The following is a 22,846-nucleotide window of genomic DNA, read 5'->3' as shown; positions in this document are numbered from 1 at the left end:
CCGCGACGTCCCGCCCCGTCCCAGCCGTCGAGGCACACACCGCAGCGCAGGGAGGGCGCGCAGAGAACGGCCGTCGGGCTTCCCGGTGTCGCCCGTTGCGGCCGACACCGGGACCGGGCGTCGTCGCCTCGCCGCGGAACGACAACGACGAACCGTGGGGGTGGCCGGATCTCCGTACGCACAGGCCATGGGCCTCCTCACCGGGGCAGGATGAGTCCCGTCACGACGGCGTGGGGCACTGCCGTCGGATCCGGCGCTTCCGTGGTGTCCTGACCGGACCCGGCGAGGGTGTCACCCGATCGCCGGAGCGTCCCCACCTCGGTGTTCGTCCGCGACCGTCTCACGCACGACCACACCCTGCCCACGGACACCACGGCGGGTACCAGGGCGGAGCCCACGGCGGGTACCACGGCGAGCGCGAAGCACCACGCCAGCGGAAGTCCGCCGATCAGGAGGCCGACCGCAGCCGTGCCGCTCGCCGATCCGGCGTTGATCGCCGTGTTCACCCAGGCGCCGGCCTGGGTGCGCGTCCCGGGAGCGGCGACCTCGTCCGCGATCAGGTAGGCCGTGGTCATGGCGGGGGACACGAACGGTCCGGCGAGCACCATGACGACGGCGAGGACCCACGGACCGGACGAGAACCCGGCCGCCGCCAGGGCGAGCCCCGAGGCCGTGACGAGCAGGGGCAGACGGTCCCGGGCCGGCGTGCGCCAGGACACCGCACCATGGGCCGGCCCGCCCGACACGCTCCCTGCAGAGAGCGCGGCCAGGATCCAGGGGACGGCTCCGGACCGGTGCCGGTGTTCGGCGAAGGCCACGACCAGCAGATCCAGAGCTCCCAGGCAGACCCCCGGCGGACGGTTCGGAGCGCGCCCGCTGCAGCGGTTGCCGGCCCGCAGCACCGACCGGAGCCTCGTGGCCTTCCTCTAGAGTGCTCCCGTCCCCCGCGCGTACGTGGCACCGGCCCGGCACGCATCGACCCTGCCCACGGGCACCACCGAGGAGCAACCGTGACCGACCTGGCGTCCACATCCGAGCAGCAGGACATCGCCCGGGACCTCCAGGTGAGCGCGTCCTTCGACGCACTGCGGGAGATCGAGCGCCGGGTGGCCTTCCTCGCCGACCAGTTGACGGCCACGGGACTGCGTTCCCTGGTGCTGGGCATCAGCGGGGGTGTGGACTCCACGACCACGGGCCGGTTGTGCCAGCTCGCGGTCGAGCGGGTCCGTGCCACCGGGCGCGAAGCCACGTTCTTCGCGATGCGGCTCCCGTACGGAGCCCAGGCCGATGAGAAGGACGCACAGCTGGCCCTGGAGTTCATTCGCCCCGACCGGGTCCTGACCGTCGACGTGCAGTCCGCCAGCGACGCCGCGTTGGAGGCGGCGCTCGCCGCCGGGACGGTCTTCCGCGACGCGCACCACCAGGACTTCGTGCACGGGAACATCAAAGCCCGACAGCGCATGATCGCCCAGTACGCGGTGGCGGGGGCGCATGAGGGCCTCGTGGTGGGCACCGACCATGCTGCCGAGGCGGTCTCCGGCTTCTTCACCAAGTTCGGCGACGGCGCGGCCGACGTGGTTCCGCTCACCGGTCTCACCAAGCGGCGGGTGCGTGCCGTGTCGCAGGTCCTGGGCGCGCCGGCCGAGCTGATCTGGAAGACCCCGACCGCCGATCTGGAGACGCTGGACCCGGGCAAGCCCGACGAGGAGGCGCTCGGGGTCAGCTACGACGCCATCGACGACTTCCTGGAGGGCGACCCCGTGGACGGGGCAGTGTCCGCGGCCATCGTCCGACGCTACCGGCTCACCGAGCACAAGCGGCGGCTGCCGATCGCACCGTGATCCCTCGGCATCGGGGTCTGCACGCGGTACCGTCCTCCACGGCCGTCCGGGGAGCGGCATACGGTCTGCTCCGGGGGAGGTCGACGGCCGGACGTTCCGTGCCGGATCACCGCGGGGCCGCGACGCACGCCGCAGCGCAGACCGCCTGCTGGAAGGGCCGCCTGCTGGAACGCCGTCCACGGATGCCGTCCACGGACGCCGTCCACGGACGTTCTGTGCGGCGGGAAAGGGCATGAGGGGCGAGGCGGGGACGGCGGGTGCAGACTGCGTCGGACGGTACTCCACTCGTCGCGTGCGACGTCCGCTCGTCCCGGGCCTCCGCTCGTCCCGGGCCTCCGCGCGGCCGAGGCAGCCCAACACACCCGTCCCCGGCCGAGCACCGCTGCGGTCCCCCGTGCGTGCTTCCGGGGCGGCCCCGACGTCGACACCCGCCCCGCCGGTCCGTGGGGTGTGGCAGGATCGCGCGGTGACCTCCAGACCCACCGGGACGGACCGCCTGCGCGACCTCGCGAGGTTGCGCCGCGTCCGGGACCGGATCGACCGGGACTACGCACAGCCACTGGACGTCGAGGCGCTCGCCCGCGGCGTGCACATGTCCGCCGGTCACCTCAGCCGTGAGTTCCGGCGCGCCTACGGGGAGTCGCCGTACAGCTATCTGATGACGCGGCGCATCGAGCGCGCGATGGCGCTGTTGCGTCGCGGCGACCTCAGCGTCACCGAGGTCTGCTTCGCGGTCGGCTGCTCGTCGCTGGGCACCTTCAGCACCCGCTTCACCGAGCTGGTCGGGATGCCGCCCGGCGCGTACCGGCGCCAGGCGTCCACCGCGTCGGCGGATATGCCGCCGTGCGTGGCGAAGCGGGTGACGAGACCGATCAGGAATCGAGAAGCACCGGTGCCGGGCGACACCTAGCATGACCGGCATGAACGTCACCATTCACGCGAGTTTCCTCCCCCATGACGACCCGGACGCCTCCCTGGCGTTCTACCGCGATTCCCTCGGCTTCGAGGTTCGCAACGACGTCGGACACGGCGGGATGCGCTGGATCACCGTCGGCCCCGCCGGGCAGCCCGAAACGTCCGTGGTCCTCCACCCGCCGGCCGCCGACCCCGGGATCACCGACGACGAGCGCCGTACGATCGCCGAGATGATGGCCAAGGGAACCTACGCCAGCATCATCCTGGCCACCCCCGATCTCGACGGCTTCTTCGACCGGGTGCAGGCCGGTGGTGCGGAGGTGGTCCAGGAGCCGACCGATCAGCCCTACGGAGTCCGTGACTGCGCCTTCCGCGACCCGGCAGGCAACATGGTCCGGGTCCAGGAACGTCGCTGAGCGGCCCTGCGCTCGCGTCCGTGAGGCACCCACGACCGTCCGTGAGCCGCCGCACGGCTCCCTGGCGGCACTGCCTCGGAGCCCTGGGGACCGCGCGCGCGGAGGGGGTGAGCCCGCGCGCCGGGACGGGTGGTGCCGTTCGGTGCTCGAACGGCGATCCCCTGGCGGATCCCGGTGAACCGGACGTCCGGCCGCGAGCACGCACGACCGGCCCGCCGGCGCCGGCGCGCGGACCACCGGCTACCCAGCCGCCCGCCGCAGTCGGGCCCGCCACGAGACGCATGGGATGTCCGACCGCGAGCTGGCGGGGAACGGGGGTGGCTCATCTGACTCCTCGGCCGGTCCGGTCCGGAGACCGAACCGCCGAAGAGCGCCCGGACGACAGGGCGATCGAGCCGAGTGCGCCCCTCGGAGCCGACCGGACGGCCGTGACCGGCGCCTGACGGCCGTGGAGCAGCCGGGCGGGCACCACGGTGACCCGCACCGACGCACGACGACCAGTCCCAGACCCGGGTCCGCCCGCAGCCGACGCGATGAGCAGGGCGGCGCCCGACGCGGACGACGAACGCTGCCCGCGCAGCAGAGGAGAGACGATGAGCATGGCCAAGAGCACGGACACGCAGCCGCCGGCGCCGCACGTCGCAGACGCCCACGACATGATCCGCGTGCACGGCGCGCGCGAGAACAACCTCAAGGACGTCAGCATCGAGATCCCCAAGCGCCGGCTGACGGTGTTCACCGGCGTCTCCGGCTCGGGCAAGAGCTCGCTGGTGTTCAACACGATCGCCGCGGAGTCGCAGCGGCTGATCAACGAGACGTACAGCGCCTTCGTCCAGGGCTTCATGCCGACCCTGGCGCGGCCCGAGGTCGACGTCCTCGACGGGCTGACCACCGTGATCACCGTCGACCAGCAGCGGATGGGGGCCGACCCGCGCTCGACGGTCGGCACCGCCACCGACGTCAACGCGATGCTGCGCATCCTCTTCAGCCGACTCGGCACCCCGCACGTCGGCCCGCCCAGCGCATACGCCTTCAACGTGCCCTCGGTCCGGGCGAGCGGCGCGATCACCGTCGAGCGCGGTGCCAGGAAGGCGGTGAAGGCCACCTTCTCCCGCACCGGCGGCATGTGCACGCACTGCGAAGGCCGCGGAGAGGTGTCCGACATCGACCTCACCCAGCTCTACGACGACACCAGGTCGCTCGCCGAGGGCGCGTTCACCATTCCCGGCTGGAAGTCAGACAGCTTCTGGACGGTGCGGGTCTACGCCGAGTCGGGCCTCCTCGACCCGCACAAGCCGATCCGCGAGTTCACCGAGAAGGAGATGCACGACTTCCTCCACCGGGAGCCGACCAAGGTGAAGGTCGAGGGGGTCAACCTGACCTACGAGGGACTGATTCCCAAGATCCAGAAGTCGTTCCTGTCGAAGGACAAGGAAGCGATGCAACCGCACATCCGGGCGTTCGTGGAGCGGGCGGTCACCTTCACCACTTGCTCTGCCTGCGACGGTACGCGGCTGAGCGAGGGCGCCCGGTCGTCCAAGATCAGGGGGATCAGCATCGCCGACGCCTGCGCGATGCAGATCAGCGACCTGGCGACCTGGGTACGCGGTCTCCAGGAGCCGTCGGTCGCGCCGCTGCTCGCGTCGCTGCAACAGAGCCTCGACTCCTTCGTCGAGATCGGTCTCGGCTACCTCGCGCTCGATCGGTCGGCGGGAACCCTGTCGGGCGGCGAGGCCCAGCGGGTGAAGATGATCCGTCACCTCGGATCGTCGCTCACCGACGTCACGTACGTCTTCGACGAGCCCACGGCCGGTCTGCACCCCCACGACATCCAGCGGATGAACGACCTTCTGCTGAGGCTGCGGGACAAGGGCAACACGGTGCTCGTCGTGGAGCACAAGCCGGAGACGATCGCGATCGCCGACCATGTCGTCGACCTCGGTCCGGGTGCAGGTACGGCAGGCGGAGCCGTCTGCTTCGAGGGCACCGTCAAAGGGCTGCGGGCCGGCGGCACCGTGACGGGGCGCCACCTCGACGACCGGGCCGCGGTCAAGGAGACGGTCCGCAAGTCCACCGGCACCCTGGAGATCCGCGGCGCCTCGACCAACAACCTGCGCGACGTCGACGTCGACATCCCGCTCGGGGTGCTCGCCGTCGTCACCGGCGTGGCGGGATCCGGCAAGAGCTCGCTCGTGCACGGGTCGATCCGTGCCGACGCGGGTGTGGTGTCGGTCGACCAGAGCCCGATCAGGGGCTCCCGGCGGAGCAACCCGGCGACGTACACCGGGCTGCTCGACCCGATCCGCAAGGCGTTCGCGAAGGCCAACGGCGTGAAGCCGGCGCTGTTCAGTGCCAACTCCGAGGGAGCCTGTCCCACGTGCAACGGCGCGGGCGTCGTCTTCACCGACCTGGCGATGATGGCCGGCGTCGCCAGCACCTGTGAGGACTGCGAGGGCAAGCGGTACCAGACATCGGTGCTCGACTACCACTTGGGCGGGCGGGACATCAGCGAGGTGCTCGCGATGCAGGTGACCGAGGCCGAGGAGTTCTTCGGTACGGGCGAGGCGCGCATTCCGGCGGCGCAGCGCATTCTCGGTCGCCTGTCCGACGTCGGGCTCGGCTATCTCACGCTCGGCCAGCCGCTGACCACGCTGTCCGGCGGCGAACGACAACGGCTCAAGCTGGCCACGCACATGGCAGACAAGGGCGGTGTGTACGTCCTCGACGAGCCGACCACGGGTCTGCACCTCGCTGACGTGGAGCAGTTGCTCGGGCTGCTGGACCGGCTCGTCGACTCCGGCAAGTCGGTCATCGTCGTCGAACACCACCAGGCGGTCATGGCGCACTCCGACTGGATCATCGACCTCGGTCCCGGTGCAGGCCACGACGGCGGCGAGATCGTCTTCGAGGGCACGCCGGCCGAGCTCGTCGCCGCCCGGTCCACCCTGACCGGCGAACACCTCGCGGCCTACGTCGGCACCTGACGTCCTGCGTGGGCGGTCCGGCTCCACGGCGTGACCGTGGTCCCGTCCGAGGCGCCCGTCCTGCGCGACCACTGCGGTCTGCCGGGGGGATCCGCGCAGGTGTCGGCTGCGTGGTGCGGCGGAGGCGCGTGGCACGTCCCATGAAGAAGTGCGCGATCACCCCGAGCTGGATATCACTCGAAAAGCGGGTAAAAGTCACATAATGGCCATCTAAGGGGTGAGTCTGCGCGTGGCAGACCGCAGAGGAGGGCGTTATGGTCCGGGACGAGGTATTCGAGCTGGTCTTCGCCGGTGCAGCGGCGGGGGTGCCGGGTGGCGAAGACGCCGTCGTGGTGCACCGCACCGACCGCAAGGGGGCGGGTGGGCATCCGATCTACGCCGACGACACGGGCATCGTGCAGGCGGAGATCAGCGACCGGGGTGAGGTACGCATGATCGCCAGCGGAGCGCACCAGCAGCCCCCGGCGGGTGTGGAGGTCCGCCCCGTCGTCCAGCCCTGACCAGCTGGACCAAGCCGCCCCGGCCTGTCCCGGCGGGTGGCGCCGGGCCGCTTTCGGTGCATCCCGATGCGGCAGGTCCCCCCGGGGAGCGGACTGCGCCGCAAGGGCACCTTCCCGGCGTGCCGCGGGTGAACCGCCGGGCGTCGACGACCGCCCGCGCCGCGGTTCCGCGGCGAACGGGGTGTCGTCGGCGTCGAACGGCGGGCCCCGCGGCACGTTGGAAGTCGATCGCCGAGGACTTCCCCGACCGGCTGGAAGGGACGGCCGTCGTGGATGCCGCCCACCGCGGCTCGTTCGCGGCCGGGACGTCGGGCCGGTCGGCTCGTCGCCGCACAGATCGGGTTCGCGCCGTCTTCCGGTGATGGAGTCGGCGAACGGGGGCGAGGCCACGACCGTGCTCTCCGCCCCGTTCGGACGCACGGCGGACTGTTGGCGACGCGCTTTCGGGTAGGCGAGGGCACATGCCCTTCAGATTCGGCGCAGACGACGCGGCGGCCCAGCACGGCCACTGGTTCGCGCGGCTGCACCGGCGCGTGCGCACCTCGGTGGCCGGGATCGTGTGGAATCGCGGCCGCGAGATGGAGCTGATGCACCGGGCCATGGGATTCGCGGCACTCTGCTTCCTGACCCTGGTGCCGCTGCTGGTCGTGGTCGCCGCGGCCGACCCGGCGAGCGGCCAGGGCTTCGCCAGGTGGCTCGTGCAGGGCCTCGGAGTGTCGGAGGTGTCCCAGGAAGAGGTCCAGGAGCTCTTCGCCCGCCCGGGGCAGGCCCTGCAGCGCACCACGGCGCTCGGTCTCGCCGCACTGGCGGCCTTCGGTGTGACGTTCGGGTCAGCCGTACAGACCGGGTACGAACGGGTGTGGGACTTGCCCACGGCGCGCTGGCACACGATGTGGCGCCACGTGGTGTGGCTCGCGGTGCTCGTCGTCGCGCTGCTGCTCTTCGTCAACGCGCCCCCGCCGAAGGAGTCGTCGGCGGGGGACACGGCCCTGGTCGCCGTGGGGGACCTGGTCGGCACCTTCCTGTTCTTCTGGTGGTCGCAACGGTTGTTGCTGTGCGGGCGGATCCGCTGGCGCGCACTGGCCCCGGGGGCCGTGCTCACCGCTGCGGGAATGTTCGGGTTGCGGATCTTCTCGCAGTTCGTCTTCTCGCCGCTGATCGCCGCCAACGCGGGTACGTACGGACCGATCGGGACCGTGCTGGTCGTCCAGTCCTGGCTGGTGGGCGTGGGGTTCGTGGTGTACGGCGGTGCGCTGGTGGGGCGGCTGTGGCACGAGCGCCAGGTGCAGCGCCGGCTGGAGCTCATGAGCTGACACCTGGGGCGCTCCGGGCCCGGGGCAGGCCCCTCCCGCACGCCGGCCGTGTCGTCGCGTGCCGCCCCCTGCCGCCGGGCGCTTCAGGAGCGGTACGTGACCACGTCGAACGCTGGATGGCCTTCCGTGCTCACCGGCTCCCGCCGCCGGACGCTCGCCGACGGCCGTCCAGCACGGCCCGGCGAAACTGCTCGCCGCCCGGGGCGACGACGGCACGTCGCTGTTCGCCGGGTACCGCCGGGCCTGGGCCACCCGTGCGGAGGAGCCGCAGGCGGGCTCGCGGACCGGGCGAAGCGGCTCCCCGGGACCGTCTCGTGGACCTCGGCCAGGGCTCCCGGGGAGGCGATCCCTGGGCCCCGCACGCCGTGGTCGACCGCACCCGCTACCCGGGCCGGGACCCGGCCCCTTCGGCCCCGCTCCCGGCTGAGACGGCCTGGGCCCCGGCTGATCCGCACGCCGTGCTCCGGGCCGGGGCGACTGCTCCACCAAGCGGTCGGCCCGGCCCGGAAGTATGATGAACGACGGATTTTGCAGGGTACGAGCCGATGCACCTCGGAGAGGCCCATGACGCGGCGTCGCCCCCCGCGGTCGGCGAGCGCTGACGACCTCCTGGCCACCCTCGGGTTGCTCACCGCGCAAGCGCGGGAAGGGGCGGAACTGCAGCGCGCGAGGGTCGACCTGGCCGAGGCACTGCAGCGCGAAATGCTCCCGGCCGCGCTTCCTGCGCTGCCCGGTCTCCAGGCCGCGGCCCGGTACACACCGGCGCGCGACGGCCTGGACGTCGGCGGCGACTGGTACGACGGCTTCGTGATGCCCGACGGATCACTCGCCTTCTCGATCGGCGACGTCCAGGGCCACGACGTCGAGGCCGCCGCCTTCATGGGGCAGATCCGCATAGGGCTGCGGGCCGTGGCCCTGGCGGCCACCGATCCCGGCGAGGTGCTCTCCCGGGCCAATGACCTGCTCGTTTCGGTGGCCCGCGAGCTCTTCGCGACCTGTACGTTCATCCGCTTCGACCCCCGCACGTCGACCCTGGAGAGCGCACGAGCCGGCCATGTGCCCGCGGTCTGGGCGTCCCCCGAAGGCCGCTACGGCACCGCGCAGGACGAGGGCGGGCTGCCCCTCGGCATCTATCCCGGCGAGGTGTACCCGGTGTCGACGCGCCGACTGGACCCGGGCGACGTCTTCGTACTGCTGACGGACGGGGTGATCGAGGGGCCGACCGTGCCCATCGAAGTGGGTCTGGCGTACGTGGCCAGGCTGGTCGGGGCGGGTGCCACGGCAGACGCGGACGCCGGCGAGCTGGCCACGGAAATCATGAAGGCCGCCGAGTTCACCGGGCACAAGGACGACGCCGCCGTCCTCGTGCTGCGCCGCGACGCGGCGGCCGGCACGGACGGGGCCCACGGCCAGGGCGCCCGACCGCAGGAGTAGTGCCCCGTCTCCCGTCGTCGAGCGTGTCACGAGCTGCGTCGGACGACGTGACGTTGTGTGATGCTGGGGTGCGCACCCTGGAACTCCGGCAACACGGCACCGTGGTCGTCCTGATGCTCGCCGTCGCCGTCGCCTACTTCATGGCGGCGCAGATCGGCCTCACGCTCCAGGTGGTGATCGAGGGCGCGGTCGTCACCCCGCTCTGGCCGCCCACGGGCATCGCCCTGAGCTGCCTCCTCTGGTTCGGGATCCGGATCTGGCCGGGAATCGCACTCGGCACCTTCTTCGTCATCCTGGCCATCAGTCCGCTCCGGGCTTCGGCACTCGGCATCGTGGCGGGCAATACCCTCGCGCCGGTCTGTGCCTACCTCATGCTCCGGCGCGTCGGGTTCCGCACCGAGCTCGACCGGCTGCGGGACGGGCTCGCACTCGTCTTCCTCGGTGCCCTCGCCGGGATGCTCATCAGCGCGACCGTGGGCGCCGGAGTGGTCGTCCTCTCGGGTCAGCTCGCCCCCAGCAGCTTCTGGCCGATCTGGTCGGCCTGGTGGGTCGGGGACGCGATGGGCGTCCTCGTGGTGACGCCGCTGTTGCTGATGTGCCGGACGTTCGGGGTGCCCCGTGGCGTCAGGCCGGCCCGTTGGGTGGAGGCCGGATGCCTCTTCCTCACGGTCGCCGTCGTCTCCTTCGTGGTGATGCACAGCAGCGTGGCTCTGCTGTTCCTGGTGTTCCCCCTGCTGATGTGGGCGGCACTGCGCTTTCAACTCCCCGGTGCGGCGCCGTGCGTGCTGATCGTGTCCGTGCTGGCCATCCACGCCGCCACCGAGCGAGCCGGACCGTACGCCGACCACGGTCTGTTCGCCGTGATGGGTACGCTCCAGGCCCTCAACGGGGCGGCGGCGCTCACGGGACTGCTGCTCTCCGCGATCGTGACCGAGCAGTACGGCGTCCGTCGCAAGATCGAACTGGCCTGCATGGAACTCGCGGACGTCGTGGAGCGGCTGGCGCCGGGCGCACCCCGGCGCTGGCCACCACGGGAGGACGAGGAGCCCTGAGGGACGTCAGGCCCACGGGGCGAAGCCCACGGCCTGGCCGCTCCCGTCGCGTTGCACCTCCAGCATGCCGACGACCGCCGATCGGTCGATCGGTCCGTAGACGTGGGGGAAGAGGGTGCCGGGGGCGACACCCGGGGGCGGGACCGAGCCGGCGGGCTCCCGGCGAACCGGGGCGAGGAGCTTGCCCTCGTCGATGAGCAGCGCCATCAACGGGCCGGTGGTCTCACGGTAGAAGGCGTTGACGACGGCGAGCGTCGTCCGCTCGTCGGGCGAGCAGTGCACGAAGCCCTCCGCGGCGAGCGAGGCGGGCGCGTACGGGCGTTCCGGGATGGCGAGCCAGTCGTCGAGCGGTGCCACGTGAATGATCATGATCCTGTTATAGCTCCTCCGAGCCGCTGCCCCGCGGGGACGTAGCGGCGTCTCAGACCGGGAGCACGGTCACGCCCGCCTCCGTGAACCGGGCGACCGTCGTGTCGGGCACGGCGGCGTCGGTCACCAATGTGTCGACCTGTTCCGTGGCGCAGATGCGGGCGAAGGCGCGCGCCCCCAGCTTCGTGGTGTCGGCGGCGACGACGACGCGTTGCGCGCGCTCGCACAGCAGCCGGTTGATCGCGGCTTCGTCCTCGTCGTGTGCGGCGGCGCCGTGCACCACGTCGAAGGCGTCCACGCCCAGCACCGCCACGTCCATGGTGATCTGGCCGAGCACGCCGTCCGCGAGCGGCCCGATGAGTTCGTAGGACTGGGGTCGGGCTACCCCGCCCGTGACGACGATCTTGAATTGGGGTCGGATCGCCAGCTCGTTGGCGATGTTGAGCGCGTTGGTGACGATGGTGAGCGCGGGGGACCCGGACGCGAGGTCGGGGCGCGCCGCCAGCGCACGGGCGACCTCGGTCGTCGTGGTTCCTCCGGTGAACCCGACCGTTTCGCCGGGCGAGATGAGTCCGGCGACCGCCACACTGATGCGCTGTTTCTCCGCGGCGCGCCGGGAAGTCTTGTAGCGCAGCGGGAGTTCGTACGAGACCCCGTGCACGACCGCGCCGCCCCGTGTGCGCACCAGCATCTGCTGCTCGGCCAGCTGGTCGAAGTCGCGCCGGATGGTGGCCGCCGAGACGTCCAGGGCCGCGGCGGCTTCCTCGACGTCCAGCCGGCCCCGCTCAACCAGCAGTTCCAGCAGCGTCTTCCAGCGCGCGTCGCGCGACATCGACCGCTCCCTTCCTCGGATCCCGGAGCTGACCCTAGCGCACGCCACACCACCAGGGATGCTTGAAGTTGCTCGAAAGTCGACGTTAACTTGCAGAAATGCGCACTCAATGGAGAGGGTGGAGCGGACATGAGTCATGTCGGCAACGAGCTGGCGAGCCAGCCGGAGTGCTGGGAGAAGGCAGCGGAACTCGCCGGCGTTCAGGGGGCGGTGCTACCGGCGGCCGGCGAGCGGGTGGCGTTCGTCGGCTGCGGCACGTCGCTGTTCATGGGACAGGCGGCCGCCGCGCTGCGTGAGTCGGCGGGGCAGGGTGAATCGGACGCCTTCGCGGCCTCCGAGTTCCCCGCAGGCCGCCATTACGACCGGGTCGTGGCGCTGACCCGCTCCGGTACCACCACCGAGGTGCTCGAACTGCTCGGCCGGCTGCGCGGACGGACGCGCACGACCGCGATCACGGCCGACCCCGCCACCCCCGTGACCACCGTCGCCGACGACACGGTCGTCCTGGACTTCGCCGACGAGGAGTCCGTCGTCCAGACCCGGTTCGCGACGACGGCGCTCACCCTCGTGCGCGCCCACCTCGGCCTGCACGGTGACGGTGTCGTCGAGGACGTCCGTGACGCCCTGGCCGAGCCCCTGCCCCCCTGGCTGGTCGGCTGCTCGCAGGTCACCTTCCTCGGTCGCGGCTGGACCGTCGGTCTCGCCCACGAGGCGGCGCTCAAGGTGCGTGAGGCGTCGTGCTCCTGGGCCGAGGCGTACCCGGCGATGGAGTACCGACACGGCCCGATCAGCGTCACCACGCGGGGCACGGCGACGTGGATGATCGGCGACGCGCCGGCGGGCCTGGCCGACGAGGTGCACGCCACGGGCGGGATGTGGGTGGCCGGAGGCCTCGACCCCCTCGCGGAGCTCGTGCGGGCCCAGCGCCTCGCGGTGGCCGTGGCGCAGGCCCGCGGTATGGACCCGGACCGTCCGCGCCACCTCACCCGGTCCGTCATTCTGGCCGGGGCGTGACCGATGCCGCTCGCAGAGACCGCGGCCCTCGTCGCAGCGGCAGCGGCGGAGCGCCGCGCCGTGGCCGCCTTCAACATCATCACGCTGGAACACGCCGAAGCCGTCGTGGCAGGAGCCGAGGCCGCCGGGGCCCCGGTGATCCTGCAGATCAGTGAGAACGCGGTGAAGTACCGCTACGGGCGCGTCCGTCCGCTCGCCCGTGCGGCGGCCGAGGCGGCTGCCGTTGCCGATGTTCCCGTCGCGCTCCACCTGGACCACGTCACGAGCGACCCACTGCTGCGCGCGGCGGCCGGTGCCGGGTTCAGCTCGGTGATGTACGACGCGTCGCACCTGCCGTACGAGGAGAACCTCTCCGCCACCCGCGCCGCCGCCGCATGGGCGCACCGCAACGGTCTGTGGGTGGAGGCCGAGCTCGGGGAGGTCGGCGGGAAGAACGGGGCGCCGCCCCTGGACGCCCATGCTCCCGGGGCGCGCACCGAACCGGAGGAGGCACGGGCGTTCGTCGAGGAGTCCGGCGTGGACGCCCTCGCCGTCGCCATCGGTAGCGCGCACGCCATGACGACCCGCACGGCCTCGCTCGACCACGGACTGCTGGCCCGGTTGGCCGGGACCCTCGACGTGCCGTTGGTCCTGCACGGCTCCTCGGGCGTACCGGATGCGGAACTCGCCGCCGCGGTCTCGGGCGGGATCGCCAAGGTCAACATCGGGACGGCGCTCAACCTCGCCATGACCGGAGCCATCCGCACGTACCTGGCCGCCAACGCCGACGCGGTGGACTCCCGCGCCTACCTCTCGGCGGGGCGTCTGGCCATGGTCGACACGGTCACCGCACTGATCGGGGTCCTGCGGGCGGAGGATCCGGTGCCCGCGGTCGGCTGACGCCCGGACGGGGTGCGGCAGGCGGGCGCCGGGCCGCACCTCCTCCGGAAGGACCTGCCGCCAGCGAGCGGCGAACCAGGCGACGAGCCCGAGCAACCGGTCGGTGGTCTTCAGGGCTCGGTGACGGACGGGAGAGCCGGCGGAGAGAAGGGCCCGCGATCGGTGCGGCGCGGATGCTGCCTCCGTCCCGCCGCCCGTTGACCCGGGCCACCCCTGTGCCCGCAGGCGTAGAACCGCCTACCGCGCGACAGCCGGAACTTCCGGGCGGGGGTCGACCGGCGTGAGCACGCTGAGACGGTTCTCGATCGCCTGGGCTGCGGCCAGGCAGAGGTCTTCTCGGAACGCGCGCCCGATGATCTGCACGCCGGACGGCAGTCCGTCGCTGACCCCGGTCGGCACGGCCACCGCGGGAACGCCCACGAAGCTGGTCACCGTGCACAGGCGCATGCCCGAAGCGACCCGCTCGTGTCCCGCTTCGTCGCGTGACTCCAAACCCGGCTCGACGGGCGGCTCGGTGAACACCGGTCCGAGCAACAGCGGGTACGCGTCGAGGAACTCCGCCCAGGAGCGGCGGATACCGAGCCAGGTCCCCATCAGCTTCGTGAGCTCTTCGGCATTCGCAGGAGGACTCTTCTCCATGGCCATCTGGATGTAGCGGTCTCCGCCTTCGCCGAGCAGCTTCCGCACCACTGGCCAGGTCGGCGTGAATTCGGTCACGGTGATCCGTCCGTATGCCTCGAGTGCCTCGTCCAACCGCGGAACGTCGGCCATCTCCCGCACGTCGTACCCGGCGTCGCTCAGGGCGTCGGCCGCGGCCGTGACAGCCGCGCGGACCGTGGGATGAACACCGTGGCCGCCGGGGTCGGTCACGACCGCGACCCTGACCGGCCTCGGCAGCGGCTCGCCGTACAGGGGTACCGGCACGGCCCGCGGGTCCCGCGGGTCGGTCCCGGCCAGTGCCTCGTATGCCAGCCGCAGGTCGGCGACCGTGCGGGCCAGGGGGCCGTCGGTGACCAGCATTTGTGAGGCCGGTCCCGGGTCGTCCGGGCCGAGGACGCGGTGGTCGGCGGGGAACCGCCCGGTGGTCGGCTTCAGCCCCGCCACGCCGCAGAACGAGGCCGGGATCCGTACTGAACCGCCGGAATCGTTGCCGAGACCGAGCGCGGCCATGCCGGTGGCGACGGCCACGCCGTCGCCACCACTGGTGCCACCGGGGGTCCGGCTCCGGTCCCACGGGTTGACGGTGTCGCCGAACAATTCGCTCCGGGTGTGCATCCCGGCCAGGATCAGGGTGGGCATGTTGCTGTGGCCGATCGGAATGGCCCCGGCCGTGCGGAGTCGTGCCACCGGGAGAGCGTCCGTCGATGCCACGTGGTCGCGGAAACGTGACGTTCCGAGCGTGGTCGGCACCCCTTCCACGGCGGTGGACTCCTTCACCGTGAACGGCACGCCGGCCAGCGGCCCGAGTGCTTCGCCCGCTGCCCTCCGTCGGTCCGTCTGCGCCGCGGCCTCACGGGCTCGTTCGGCCGTCAGCTGCGTGACGGCGTTGACCTGTGGGTTCACCTCAGCGATGCGTTCCAGGTGGCTGTCGACCAGTTCGAGGGCCGATATCTCGCCGCCTCGAACCGCTTCCGCCTGGGCGGCTGCCGTCCTTGCCCACGGGGTGTCATGCCTGATCATCGTGCTCCCTGTCCACCTGCCGAAGAGTTGGTGTCCGACCATACCCGGGAAGCGATACGATCGTATCGAAATAAGGAGGTCGACCGCGCATGCCCAAACAGGTGGACTACGAAGGCCGACGCCGCCGGATCGCCGAGGCCGTCTGCCTCCTTGCCGACGAACACGGGGTGGAGGGGGTGAGCATGCGTGACGTCGCCGCCCGCGCGCAGGTCTCCCTGGGCGCCGTTCAGCGCTGCTTCCGCAGCAAGGAGGAGATGCTCCTGTTCGCCGTCGACCACGTCGGCGAACGCATCACCGAACGCATGAAGGCACGGCTGGCCGCAAGCCCGGCCCAGTCGGTCGCCACCGCCCTGGGCCACGCGACCAACGAGATCGCCCTGCTCCGCGAGGAACACCGCACCGAAGCGCGGATCTGGCTCGCATTCGTCGCCCAGGCCACCGTCAACGAGTCACTCGCCCGCCCGCTGAGGAACAGCTACGCGGCCCTCCAGGACCTCCTCGCCCGCCTCATCACGGAGGCCGCCGAGGAAGGCGCCGTCGACGGAGGCACTGCACCGCCCAACCCGCAGGGCGAAGCTCGAACCCTGCTGGCCCTAGCCGACGGCCTCACCACCCACGTACTCATGGGCCACTTGACCACAGAGGAAGCCGAGGAAGTCCTGCACGCGCACCTGCTCCGCCTCTGGGAACGCCTCGGTAGCGCCCGCCCGTGAAAGGCCGTCCGGCAATGATGGTGCCCATCGCCTCGCGCGTGCCCCGTCGGCTGCACCGAACTGCCGGGTGTCCGCGGGCAACTGTTGAGAGCGGGGTGCACCTGGCAGTGCCCGTCCGGCAGACGCCCGGTCCCACACCGGGGCCCGGTGCCGCCGACACGGCCGAACCACCCGCGGTCCCTACCGGCGTCGCGGCGTGATCCGGGACACACTTTCCACGCAGCCCGTCGACCGCGGGCGCCGGGACGCGCTTGCTGGTACGGACGCCCGGACCACCGGGAGCCACGAGCCGCGAGCCGCGACGCCGCCGTACCCCACCGAACCGACAGGATTCCCATGGCTCTCATGACCTTCCCGGCCCTCCGGCGCAGGGGCGGGCTCGCCCTCGCCGGCGGGCTGGCCGCCGCGCTCCTGACCGGCTGCACCGGCTCCCCGGACGAGTCGGGCTCACCGGGGCCGTCCGGTGCGTCCGGCAATCCCGCGGGCAAGGGCGGTCCCCGCTCGGCCGTGCTCCTCGCGGACGCGCTCAGGACCGCGCTGATCACCGAGACCGAGCTGCCCTCGTACCAGGCCCAGGACATCAGTCCGTCGGAGCGCCGTCCCGAGACCGACCGCGCGGAGTGCAGCCCGCTGGCCGAGATGACGGCATCGGGTGCGGCCCGCACCCCCGAGGCGGCGGACTGGGCCAGCCGCTCGTTCCTGTCGAGCGGCACGCCGGGGCTCACCGTGACGGTCAGTCTGTTCTCGTACCAGGGCGAGGGCGCGCGCACGACGCTGGCGAACGTCCGCAAGGCACTGAAGGCGTGTGCCAACGGCTTCTCGACCTCGGGGAACACCGACGGCGGGACCGTCAAGTACGTCGACGTGAAGAGCGAGGACGCTCCGGAGGGAGGGGATGAGGCGGTGGCCTGGACCATGACGGGGACGACTCCGGGCAACGCGATGCCGGTACACCTCACGGCGGTGCGGCAGGGGAGGAACGTCGCGGTTTTCTTCGCGCTCAACCTGCTGGAGCCGAAGGAGGCGCAGTTGCCCGATGACCTGCACGCCCGTCAGGTCGCCAAGCTCGCGAAGGCGGTCGCGGCGGCGGGGAAGTCCTGACCGGGGCCGGTGGCGAGCGCCGTCGCCCTCGCCGTCGAGGCCCTGCGAGGTTCCGTGCTGCAGCCCGCGGGCCCGGCCCCTGCCGCTCTGAACGGCCCGGCGGGGCGCACGCCCGCACGTCAGGGGCTCCGGGGTGCCTGAAGGCGACATCACCGAGGGATGCACGTGGTTGGCGGAAAGTGATAGGTGTTGCTCAACTGGCATGGGGATAAGTCTGGTTGATCGTAAGATCTGATTGCTCCCGGTCGCCGGGAGAGCCCGTGTGTGCTCTGGAAGGAATGCATTCTCCGTGGTCGCGATATCCCGGAAGGCCGTGTCATGGACGTGCTACTGAGCGCGGGCTGTGGCGTGGCCGCCGCGCTGCCGCTGCTCCTCTGGGCGCTGCACCTGCGCCGTGCGCTGCGATCCGAACGCGCCGAACGGGCCCGCGCGGCACGGCTGGCGACGGCTCGCGGCGCGGAGGTCCTGCACCTGGCCGCGGCGCGAGTGCCTGCCATCGCCGAGCGGTTACGCAGCGGTCGACGGCTCGACACCGTTCCCGGAGCCCTCGGCCCGCAGAGCGAGATCGGGGAGGATTTCGCCCGGGCGCTCGACACCGTCGTCACGGCGCTCGGCTCCGACGAAGCGGTGCGCAGGGAGCGGGCCCTGCGCGACTCCGTCCAGTCCGCCTTCGAATCGGTCGCCCGCACCATGCACGCCATGGCCACCGTCCAGCAGCAGGTGCTGGACCACGTCGAGCGGTCGATCGAGGACCCGCGGCTGATGGCCGAAGTGATGAAGGCCGACCACGCCGCCGCCCAGATGACCCGCAAAGCCCAGACGCTGCTCGTGATGTGCGGGATCTGGCCGGCACGACGGGAGACCCGGCCGGTGTCCCTCTACGACTGCGTCCGCGGCGCCCAGTCCCGCATCGTGGAGTTCGGACGGGTCGAGGTCCACGGCGGACAGACGCTGCACGTGGTGCCTCCGGCAGTCGAGGGACTCATGCACGCCATCGCCGAACTCCTTGAGAACGCCACGGTGTTCTCCCCGTCCAGCACCCACGTCGTCGTCACCATCAGGGAGGTGGGCGCGGGGGCCGTCGTCGAGATCGACGACGCAGGGCTCGGCATGCCGCCCGACGTCCTCCAACACGCAACGGCCCAGCTCCGCGACGACCTCGACCTGACCCGGCTCGGCGCGGTGCCCCGGCTCGGGCTGGCCTGCGTCGGCCGGTGGACGCGGGAGCTCGGCTTCAACGTCGAACTCACGGGAGCGTCCGCGTACGGCGGCACACGCGCCGTCACCTTCGTGCCGCACCGACTGCTCACCGAGGCGCCCCCCTCCGCCGCTCCTCCGCAGCAGATCGCCTCGGCTGCGGCTGCACCGCGGGCCGCGTCGCACCAACCGCTGCGTCCTACGACGGACACCGTCGAGCCCGCGCACGAGCCCGCCGGCGCCGTGCCCCCGGCCGCCAGGGACGACACATGGGCAGCCGCTCCGGGAACCCTGCCGCGGCGCCGGAGCCGGCGTGCAGCCCGTGGCCCAGCCGTGGACGTGCCCGCGCCACCGCCCGCACCCGGTGACACCTGGACCCCGGAGGCCGCCCGCGCGTCGATCGCCAGCGTCGTCTCCGGAACGCGGCGCGGTCGCGCCGCCCTGGAGGACACGTCCCTGCCCGACGACACCGACCACGACGGAGGCCGGCCGTGACCGGAGCCATAACGAGACTGCCCGACCTGGGATGGATGCTCCGCCCGCTGACCGAGATCCCGGGGGTCCGGCACGCCGTGGTGGTGTCCGAGGACGGACTGCGGCTCGGCCACGCCTCCGCCGAGAACCTCGAAGGGCCCGTCGCCCGGCTCAGTGTTCCCGAAGCGGAATCGCTCTCCGCCGCGTGCGCGGCCATGACGATGACCGGACGCTCCACCGCGGCACTCCTGTTCGGCGGCGGCGCCGGCGTGCGCCAGTTGATGCTTGAGTCCGACCACGGGTTCGTCCTGTTCACCCACGCCGGGGTCGGGGCGCACCTGGGCGTCGCCACCGACGCCGGGGCCGACGTCGGTCTGGTGGCACAGCAGATGCAGCTCCTCGTGGCGAAGATCGGCGCGCACCTGAGCGCACAGCCGAGGGACCCAGTGGATCCGTCCTCATGACGGACCGTCCGCAGGAGAGGACCACCACCCGAGCGGTCCGCCCGTACGTCATCTCCCGCGGCAGGTCGGGCGCCGGTGGGAACCCGCTGCCCTGGGAAACGCTGGTGATGGCCGCGGACACCGCCGTGCCGGAGTCCCTCCAGCCGGAGCACCGCACGATCCTGGCGCACTGCCAGGGGCTGTTGTCGGTCGCCGAAGTGGCGGCACACCTGGGGCAGCCGCCGTCGATCCTCCAGGTGCTGCTCGCCGACCTCCTCGACTGGGGGCTGATCCTCGCCCGACCGCCCGTCCCCCCGGCCGAACGTGCCGATGTGAGCATGCTGAGAAAGGTCCTCCATGGCCTCGAAAGCCGTCTCTGACGCCCCGGTTCCCGGTGCGTCACCGGCCGCGTCCGCGCCGGCCCCACCGTCCAGCGGTGCTCCGGACGGCAAGTACCTCACTTCGGGCGTCGCCGGCGCGGCGAAGATCCTCGTCGTGGGCCCGCTCGGCGTCGGGAAGACCACGCTCATCGGGACCGTCTCGGAGATCCGGCCGCTGTCCACCGAAGCGGTGATGACGCAGGCCGGCGCGACGGTCGACACCGGCGGGGAGCGGTCCAAGACCACGACCACCGTCGCCCTCGACTTCGGCCGCATCACCCTCGACGGCGAGCTGGTGCTCTATCTGTTCGGCACTCCAGGGCAGCAGCGCTTCCTGCCGGCCTGGCGTGACCTCGCCAAGGGCGCTCTCGGTGCGCTCGCGCTGATCGACACCCGCGACCTGGCGGCCTCCTTCGACGCCCTCGGCAACCTGGAGGACCTCGACCTGCCGTTCGCCGTGGCGGTCAACGTGTTCCCGGGCAGCCCCCGGCACTCCGAGGACGACCTGCGCACCGCTCTCGACCTGCTGCCCAGTACACCGCTGGTGGCGTGCGACGCCCGAGACACCCGCTCCTCGGTGCGAGTCCTGATCGCCCTCGTACGCCACCTCATCGACGCCGCCACGGAGTCCTCATGACGCTTCCGCACGCCGGTACCGGCCCCGGCGGGCGATGCCCGGCCGCCACCGCCCTGTACGGCCCGCACCTCGACGGCGACGCGATGCCCGCGCTGTACGAGGAACTCCGCAGCGCACACGGCCCGGTGGCACCGGTGGTGGTCGCGCCGGGCACCGGGGCCTGGCTGGTGCTCGGGCACCGCGAACTGCTCCGAGTCACCCGGGAGGAGCAGGACTTCTCCCACGATCCGCGCCGCTGGAGCCTGCTGCGGGAAGGGAGGGTCCCCGCCGACTCACCCATCCTGCCGATGGTCGGCTGGCGGCCCGCGCTGCTGTACGCCGACGGGCAACAGCACCGGCGCATGCGGGCAGCCGTCTCCTACGCGCTCGCCAGGATCAACGGGCACGAACTGCGGCGCAGTGTACGGACGGCGGCCGAGCAGCTGATCGCCTCGTTCGCCGAACGCCGCAGGGCCGATCTCGTGCCGCACTACGCGCGCAGGCTCCCGATGCTGGTCATCACCGGACTGCTCGGCCTGGACGAACGCACGGGCCGGCAGCTCGTCCAGGACATCGCCGGCACGGTCGTTGCCAACGCCGACTCGGCCGGTGCGAGCAGGCGGATGGGCGCGACCCTCCTCCAACTGATCGAGGAGAAGCGGAGCAGGCCGGGCAACGACGTGACGTCGGCCCTGCTGCACCATCCGGCGCGGCTCACCGACGAGGAAGTCCTGCACAACCTCGTGGTCATGTTCGTCGCGGGGAACCAGACCACCGTGAACTGGATCGCCACGACGCTGCGCATCCTGCTCTGCGACCCGGCGTTCCGCTCCTCGCTCACCGGAGGACACCTCACCGTCGACGACGCCCTCGACCTGGTGTTGTGGCGCTTCCCCCCGACCCAGAACTTCCCCGCACGCTACGCGACGCGGGACCTGCACTTCGGCGGCCAGGACATCAGGGCGGGGGACATGCTGATCCTCGGGCTGGCCGCCGCCAACGCCGACCCGGCGGTGCTGCCGCCGGACGGCAGTCCGATCGCGGGCAACCGCTCCCACCTCGCCTTCGGCGCGGGCCCGCACACCTGCCCCGCCCAGGACCCGGCCAGACTGATCACGCGTACCGCGGTGGACACCATCAGGCACCGGCTGCCCGATCTGGAACTCGCCGTGGCCGAGTCCGACCTGTCCTGGATCTCGTCCCCGTGGAGCAAGGGTCTCGCCGCGCTCCCGGTCCGGTTCACCGACCCGCAGCTGCCGCGCGTACCGCGCCCGCCGCAGCCGCCCCGTGCAACACCATCCCCGTCAGCGCGAGCGACAGGAGGCCCACGTTGAACACGTCGTCTACCACCCCCCACCGGATGGACCCGGCCGGGGGATGCCCGCACGCGGACAATGCCCGGCTGCTCGCGCAGGGAGCGGTCACCCCGGTCGTCCTCCCCGGCGACGTGGCCGGGATGGCCGTACTCGGTCACGATGCGCTCAGGGAGTTCCTCGCCCACCCCGATGTCGCCAAGGGCGCCGCCCACTTCACGGCACTGCGCGAGGGAAGGATCGAGGACGGGTGGCCGTTGAAGACGTTCGCCACCGTGCAGGGCATGACGACGGCCGACGGCGCCGACCACCGCAGGCTGCGGTCCCTCGTGAGCAAGGCGTTCACCGCGCGCCGGGTGGAGGAACTACGACCGCGCATCGAAGCGGTGACCGCCGAGTTGCTCGACGCCCTCGGCCGGGCGGCGGCCGAGGGGGGCGGCGCCGCCGATCTGCGCCGGCACTTCGCCATGCCGCTGCCGATGGGGGTCATCTGCGAACTGCTCGGCGTGGACGTCGAGCACCAGGACCGGTTGCACCACCTCTCGAACCAGGTCGTCGCCACCGACATCGGTCCCGAGGAGGCCGTGGCCGCCAACAAGGAGCTGGTGGGGGTGCTGACGACGGTGGCGGCCGCCCGGATGCAGGACCCCGGCGACGACCTCACCAGCGCCCTGATCGCCGCCCGCGAGGAGGACGGCGACCGGCTCAGCCGGCACGAGCTCATCGGCACCCTGCTGTTGATGATCATCGCAGGTCACGAGACCACGCTGAACCTGATCACCAACGCCGTACGCGCCCTGTGCGGGCACCGGGACCAGCTCGCGCTGGTGCTGTCCGGCGGGGCGAGCTGGGCGGACGTGGTCGAGGAGACACTGCGTTGGGACAGCCCGGTGAGCTACTTCCCGTTCCGCTACCCGACCCGGGACCTCACCCTCGACGGGACGGTGATCCCCGAGGGCACCCCGGTGCTGGCCGGGTACTCGGCCGCCGGGCGCGACAAGGCCGTGCACGGCCCCGACGCCGACCGCTTCGACGTGACCCGGAACTCCGCGTCCCGACACCTCTCGCTCGGCCACGGCCCGCACTACTGCCTCGGTGCGCCGCTGGCCCGGATGGAGGCGACCATCGCCCTGGAGCAGCTCTTCGTCCGTTTCCCGGACCTGGACCTCGCGGTGCCGGAACCGGAGCTCACCCGGCACGCCAGCTTCGTCGGCAACAGCGTGCAGGAGCTGCCGGTGCGGCCGGTCCCGTAGCAGCGGGACGGGTGCGCGGTCCGCGGGGGCCGCAGGGGCCGGGGCCGTGCACGAGCACGGCTCGCCTCCGGTGCGGGGCCCGCGGACCGCGCCGGACGGCCGCAGCAGGCACCGCCGGCTCCCGACG

Annotated in this window: 22 protein-coding genes; 18 read left to right on the top strand and 4 right to left on the bottom strand. The window is 72.1% G+C overall.

Annotation, left to right across the window (positions count from 1 at the left end; all coding sequences use genetic code 11):
* Positions 1–197 precede the first annotated feature (197 nt).
* Positions 198–902 carry an MFS transporter gene (locus ACFXOM_RS08065; RefSeq protein WP_385037364.1) on the bottom strand — a complete coding sequence of 235 codons (705 nt, stop codon included), beginning with the start codon at positions 900–902 and terminating at the stop codon, positions 198–200.
* 108 nt (positions 903–1,010) lie between these two features.
* Between ACFXOM_RS08065 and nadE the strand changes: the two genes are divergently transcribed.
* From nadE to ACFXOM_RS08025, 8 genes are all read left to right on the top strand, one after another.
* Positions 1,011–1,841 carry an ammonia-dependent NAD(+) synthetase gene (gene nadE, locus ACFXOM_RS08060; protein WP_384928534.1) on the top strand — a complete coding sequence of 277 codons (831 nt, stop codon included), beginning with the start codon at positions 1,011–1,013 and terminating at the stop codon, positions 1,839–1,841.
* A gap of 466 nt (positions 1,842–2,307) precedes the next feature.
* Complete coding sequence (locus ACFXOM_RS08055; RefSeq protein ID WP_385037361.1) at positions 2,308–2,751, top strand: helix-turn-helix transcriptional regulator; 444 nt, start codon at positions 2,308–2,310, stop codon at positions 2,749–2,751.
* Positions 2,752–2,761: 10 nt separating this feature from the next.
* Positions 2,762–3,172, top strand: coding sequence for a VOC family protein (locus ACFXOM_RS08050; RefSeq protein WP_384928528.1), 411 nt, complete (start codon positions 2,762–2,764; stop codon positions 3,170–3,172).
* 593 nt (positions 3,173–3,765) lie between these two features.
* Positions 3,766–6,156 (top strand): ATP-binding cassette domain-containing protein, encoded by a 2,391-nt coding sequence (locus ACFXOM_RS08045; protein ID WP_384928525.1) that lies wholly within the window; start codon positions 3,766–3,768, stop codon positions 6,154–6,156.
* 254 nt (positions 6,157–6,410) lie between these two features.
* On the top strand, positions 6,411–6,656 hold the full coding sequence (locus tag ACFXOM_RS08040; protein ID WP_384928522.1) for a DUF6296 family protein: 246 nt from the start codon (positions 6,411–6,413) through the stop codon (positions 6,654–6,656).
* Positions 6,657–7,117: 461 nt separating this feature from the next.
* Positions 7,118–7,969 carry a YhjD/YihY/BrkB family envelope integrity protein gene (locus ACFXOM_RS08035; protein WP_384928519.1) on the top strand — a complete coding sequence of 284 codons (852 nt, stop codon included), beginning with the start codon at positions 7,118–7,120 and terminating at the stop codon, positions 7,967–7,969.
* 564 nt (positions 7,970–8,533) lie between these two features.
* A complete protein-coding gene (locus ACFXOM_RS08030) occupies positions 8,534–9,403 on the top strand; it encodes a PP2C family protein-serine/threonine phosphatase (protein WP_384944831.1) in 870 nt (289 codons plus the stop codon).
* Positions 9,404–9,516: 113 nt separating this feature from the next.
* Positions 9,517–10,455, top strand: coding sequence for an MASE1 domain-containing protein (locus ACFXOM_RS08025; RefSeq protein ID WP_384929004.1), 939 nt, complete (start codon positions 9,517–9,519; stop codon positions 10,453–10,455).
* 6 nt (positions 10,456–10,461) lie between these two features.
* Here ACFXOM_RS08025 and ACFXOM_RS08020 read toward each other — a convergent pair whose 3' ends face one another.
* Together ACFXOM_RS08020 and ACFXOM_RS08015 are read right to left on the bottom strand one after the other, a co-directional pair.
* On the bottom strand, positions 10,462–10,824 hold the full coding sequence (locus tag ACFXOM_RS08020) for a DUF952 domain-containing protein (protein WP_384928514.1): 363 nt from the start codon (positions 10,822–10,824) through the stop codon (positions 10,462–10,464).
* Positions 10,825–10,876: 52 nt separating this feature from the next.
* Positions 10,877–11,656, bottom strand: a complete 780-nt coding sequence (locus ACFXOM_RS08015) for a DeoR/GlpR family DNA-binding transcription regulator (protein ID WP_384928511.1) — start codon at positions 11,654–11,656, stop codon at positions 10,877–10,879.
* A gap of 129 nt (positions 11,657–11,785) precedes the next feature.
* Here ACFXOM_RS08015 and ACFXOM_RS08010 point away from each other — a divergent pair, with 129 nt between their 5' ends.
* A complete protein-coding gene (locus tag ACFXOM_RS08010; protein ID WP_384928508.1) occupies positions 11,786–12,670 on the top strand; it encodes an SIS domain-containing protein in 885 nt (294 codons plus the stop codon).
* Positions 12,671–12,673: 3 nt separating this feature from the next.
* Positions 12,674–13,549, top strand: a complete 876-nt coding sequence (locus ACFXOM_RS08005) for a ketose-bisphosphate aldolase (protein ID WP_384928505.1) — start codon at positions 12,674–12,676, stop codon at positions 13,547–13,549.
* Between the two features lie 237 nt (positions 13,550–13,786).
* On the opposite strand, the gene ACFXOM_RS08000 is transcribed toward ACFXOM_RS08005, so the two are convergent.
* Complete coding sequence (locus tag ACFXOM_RS08000) at positions 13,787–15,229, bottom strand: amidase (protein WP_384928503.1); 1,443 nt, start codon at positions 15,227–15,229, stop codon at positions 13,787–13,789.
* Between the two features lie 89 nt (positions 15,230–15,318).
* Here ACFXOM_RS08000 and ACFXOM_RS07995 point away from each other — a divergent pair, with 89 nt between their 5' ends.
* The 8 genes from ACFXOM_RS07995 (at position 15,319) to ACFXOM_RS07960 (ending at position 22,719) form a co-directional block, all read left to right on the top strand.
* On the top strand, positions 15,319–15,942 hold the full coding sequence (locus tag ACFXOM_RS07995) for a TetR/AcrR family transcriptional regulator (protein WP_384944834.1): 624 nt from the start codon (positions 15,319–15,321) through the stop codon (positions 15,940–15,942).
* A gap of 336 nt (positions 15,943–16,278) precedes the next feature.
* Positions 16,279–17,043, top strand: a complete 765-nt coding sequence (locus ACFXOM_RS07990) for a hypothetical protein (RefSeq protein WP_384928498.1) — start codon at positions 16,279–16,281, stop codon at positions 17,041–17,043.
* A 318-nt stretch (positions 17,044–17,361) separates the two neighbouring features.
* Complete coding sequence (locus ACFXOM_RS07985) at positions 17,362–18,735, top strand: ATP-binding protein (protein WP_384928495.1); 1,374 nt, start codon at positions 17,362–17,364, stop codon at positions 18,733–18,735.
* Positions 18,732–19,178 carry a roadblock/LC7 domain-containing protein gene (locus ACFXOM_RS07980; RefSeq protein WP_384928492.1) on the top strand — a complete coding sequence of 149 codons (447 nt, stop codon included), beginning with the start codon at positions 18,732–18,734 and terminating at the stop codon, positions 19,176–19,178. Before ACFXOM_RS07985 ends, ACFXOM_RS07980 begins: the two co-directional genes overlap by 4 nt.
* Positions 19,175–19,537, top strand: a complete 363-nt coding sequence (locus ACFXOM_RS07975; RefSeq protein WP_384928489.1) for a DUF742 domain-containing protein — start codon at positions 19,175–19,177, stop codon at positions 19,535–19,537. Before ACFXOM_RS07980 ends, ACFXOM_RS07975 begins: the two co-directional genes overlap by 4 nt.
* On the top strand, positions 19,515–20,174 hold the full coding sequence (locus ACFXOM_RS07970; RefSeq protein ID WP_385037358.1) for an ATP/GTP-binding protein: 660 nt from the start codon (positions 19,515–19,517) through the stop codon (positions 20,172–20,174). The genes ACFXOM_RS07975 and ACFXOM_RS07970 overlap by 23 nt, the downstream gene beginning before the upstream one ends.
* Positions 20,171–21,487, top strand: a complete 1,317-nt coding sequence (locus ACFXOM_RS07965) for a cytochrome P450 (protein ID WP_384928483.1) — start codon at positions 20,171–20,173, stop codon at positions 21,485–21,487. Before ACFXOM_RS07970 ends, ACFXOM_RS07965 begins: the two co-directional genes overlap by 4 nt.
* Before the next feature lie 26 nt (positions 21,488–21,513).
* On the top strand, positions 21,514–22,719 hold the full coding sequence (locus ACFXOM_RS07960; protein ID WP_384929001.1) for a cytochrome P450: 1,206 nt from the start codon (positions 21,514–21,516) through the stop codon (positions 22,717–22,719).
* Positions 22,720–22,846: the final 127 nt, after the last annotated feature.

It is taken from the genome of Streptomyces sp. NPDC059169, from assembly GCF_042755225.1.
GTDB lineage: Bacteria > Actinomycetota > Actinomycetes > Streptomycetales > Streptomycetaceae > Streptomyces.
Note: the sequence above shows the minus strand (reverse complement) of the source record. Positions and strands in the feature narration are given on the sequence as shown.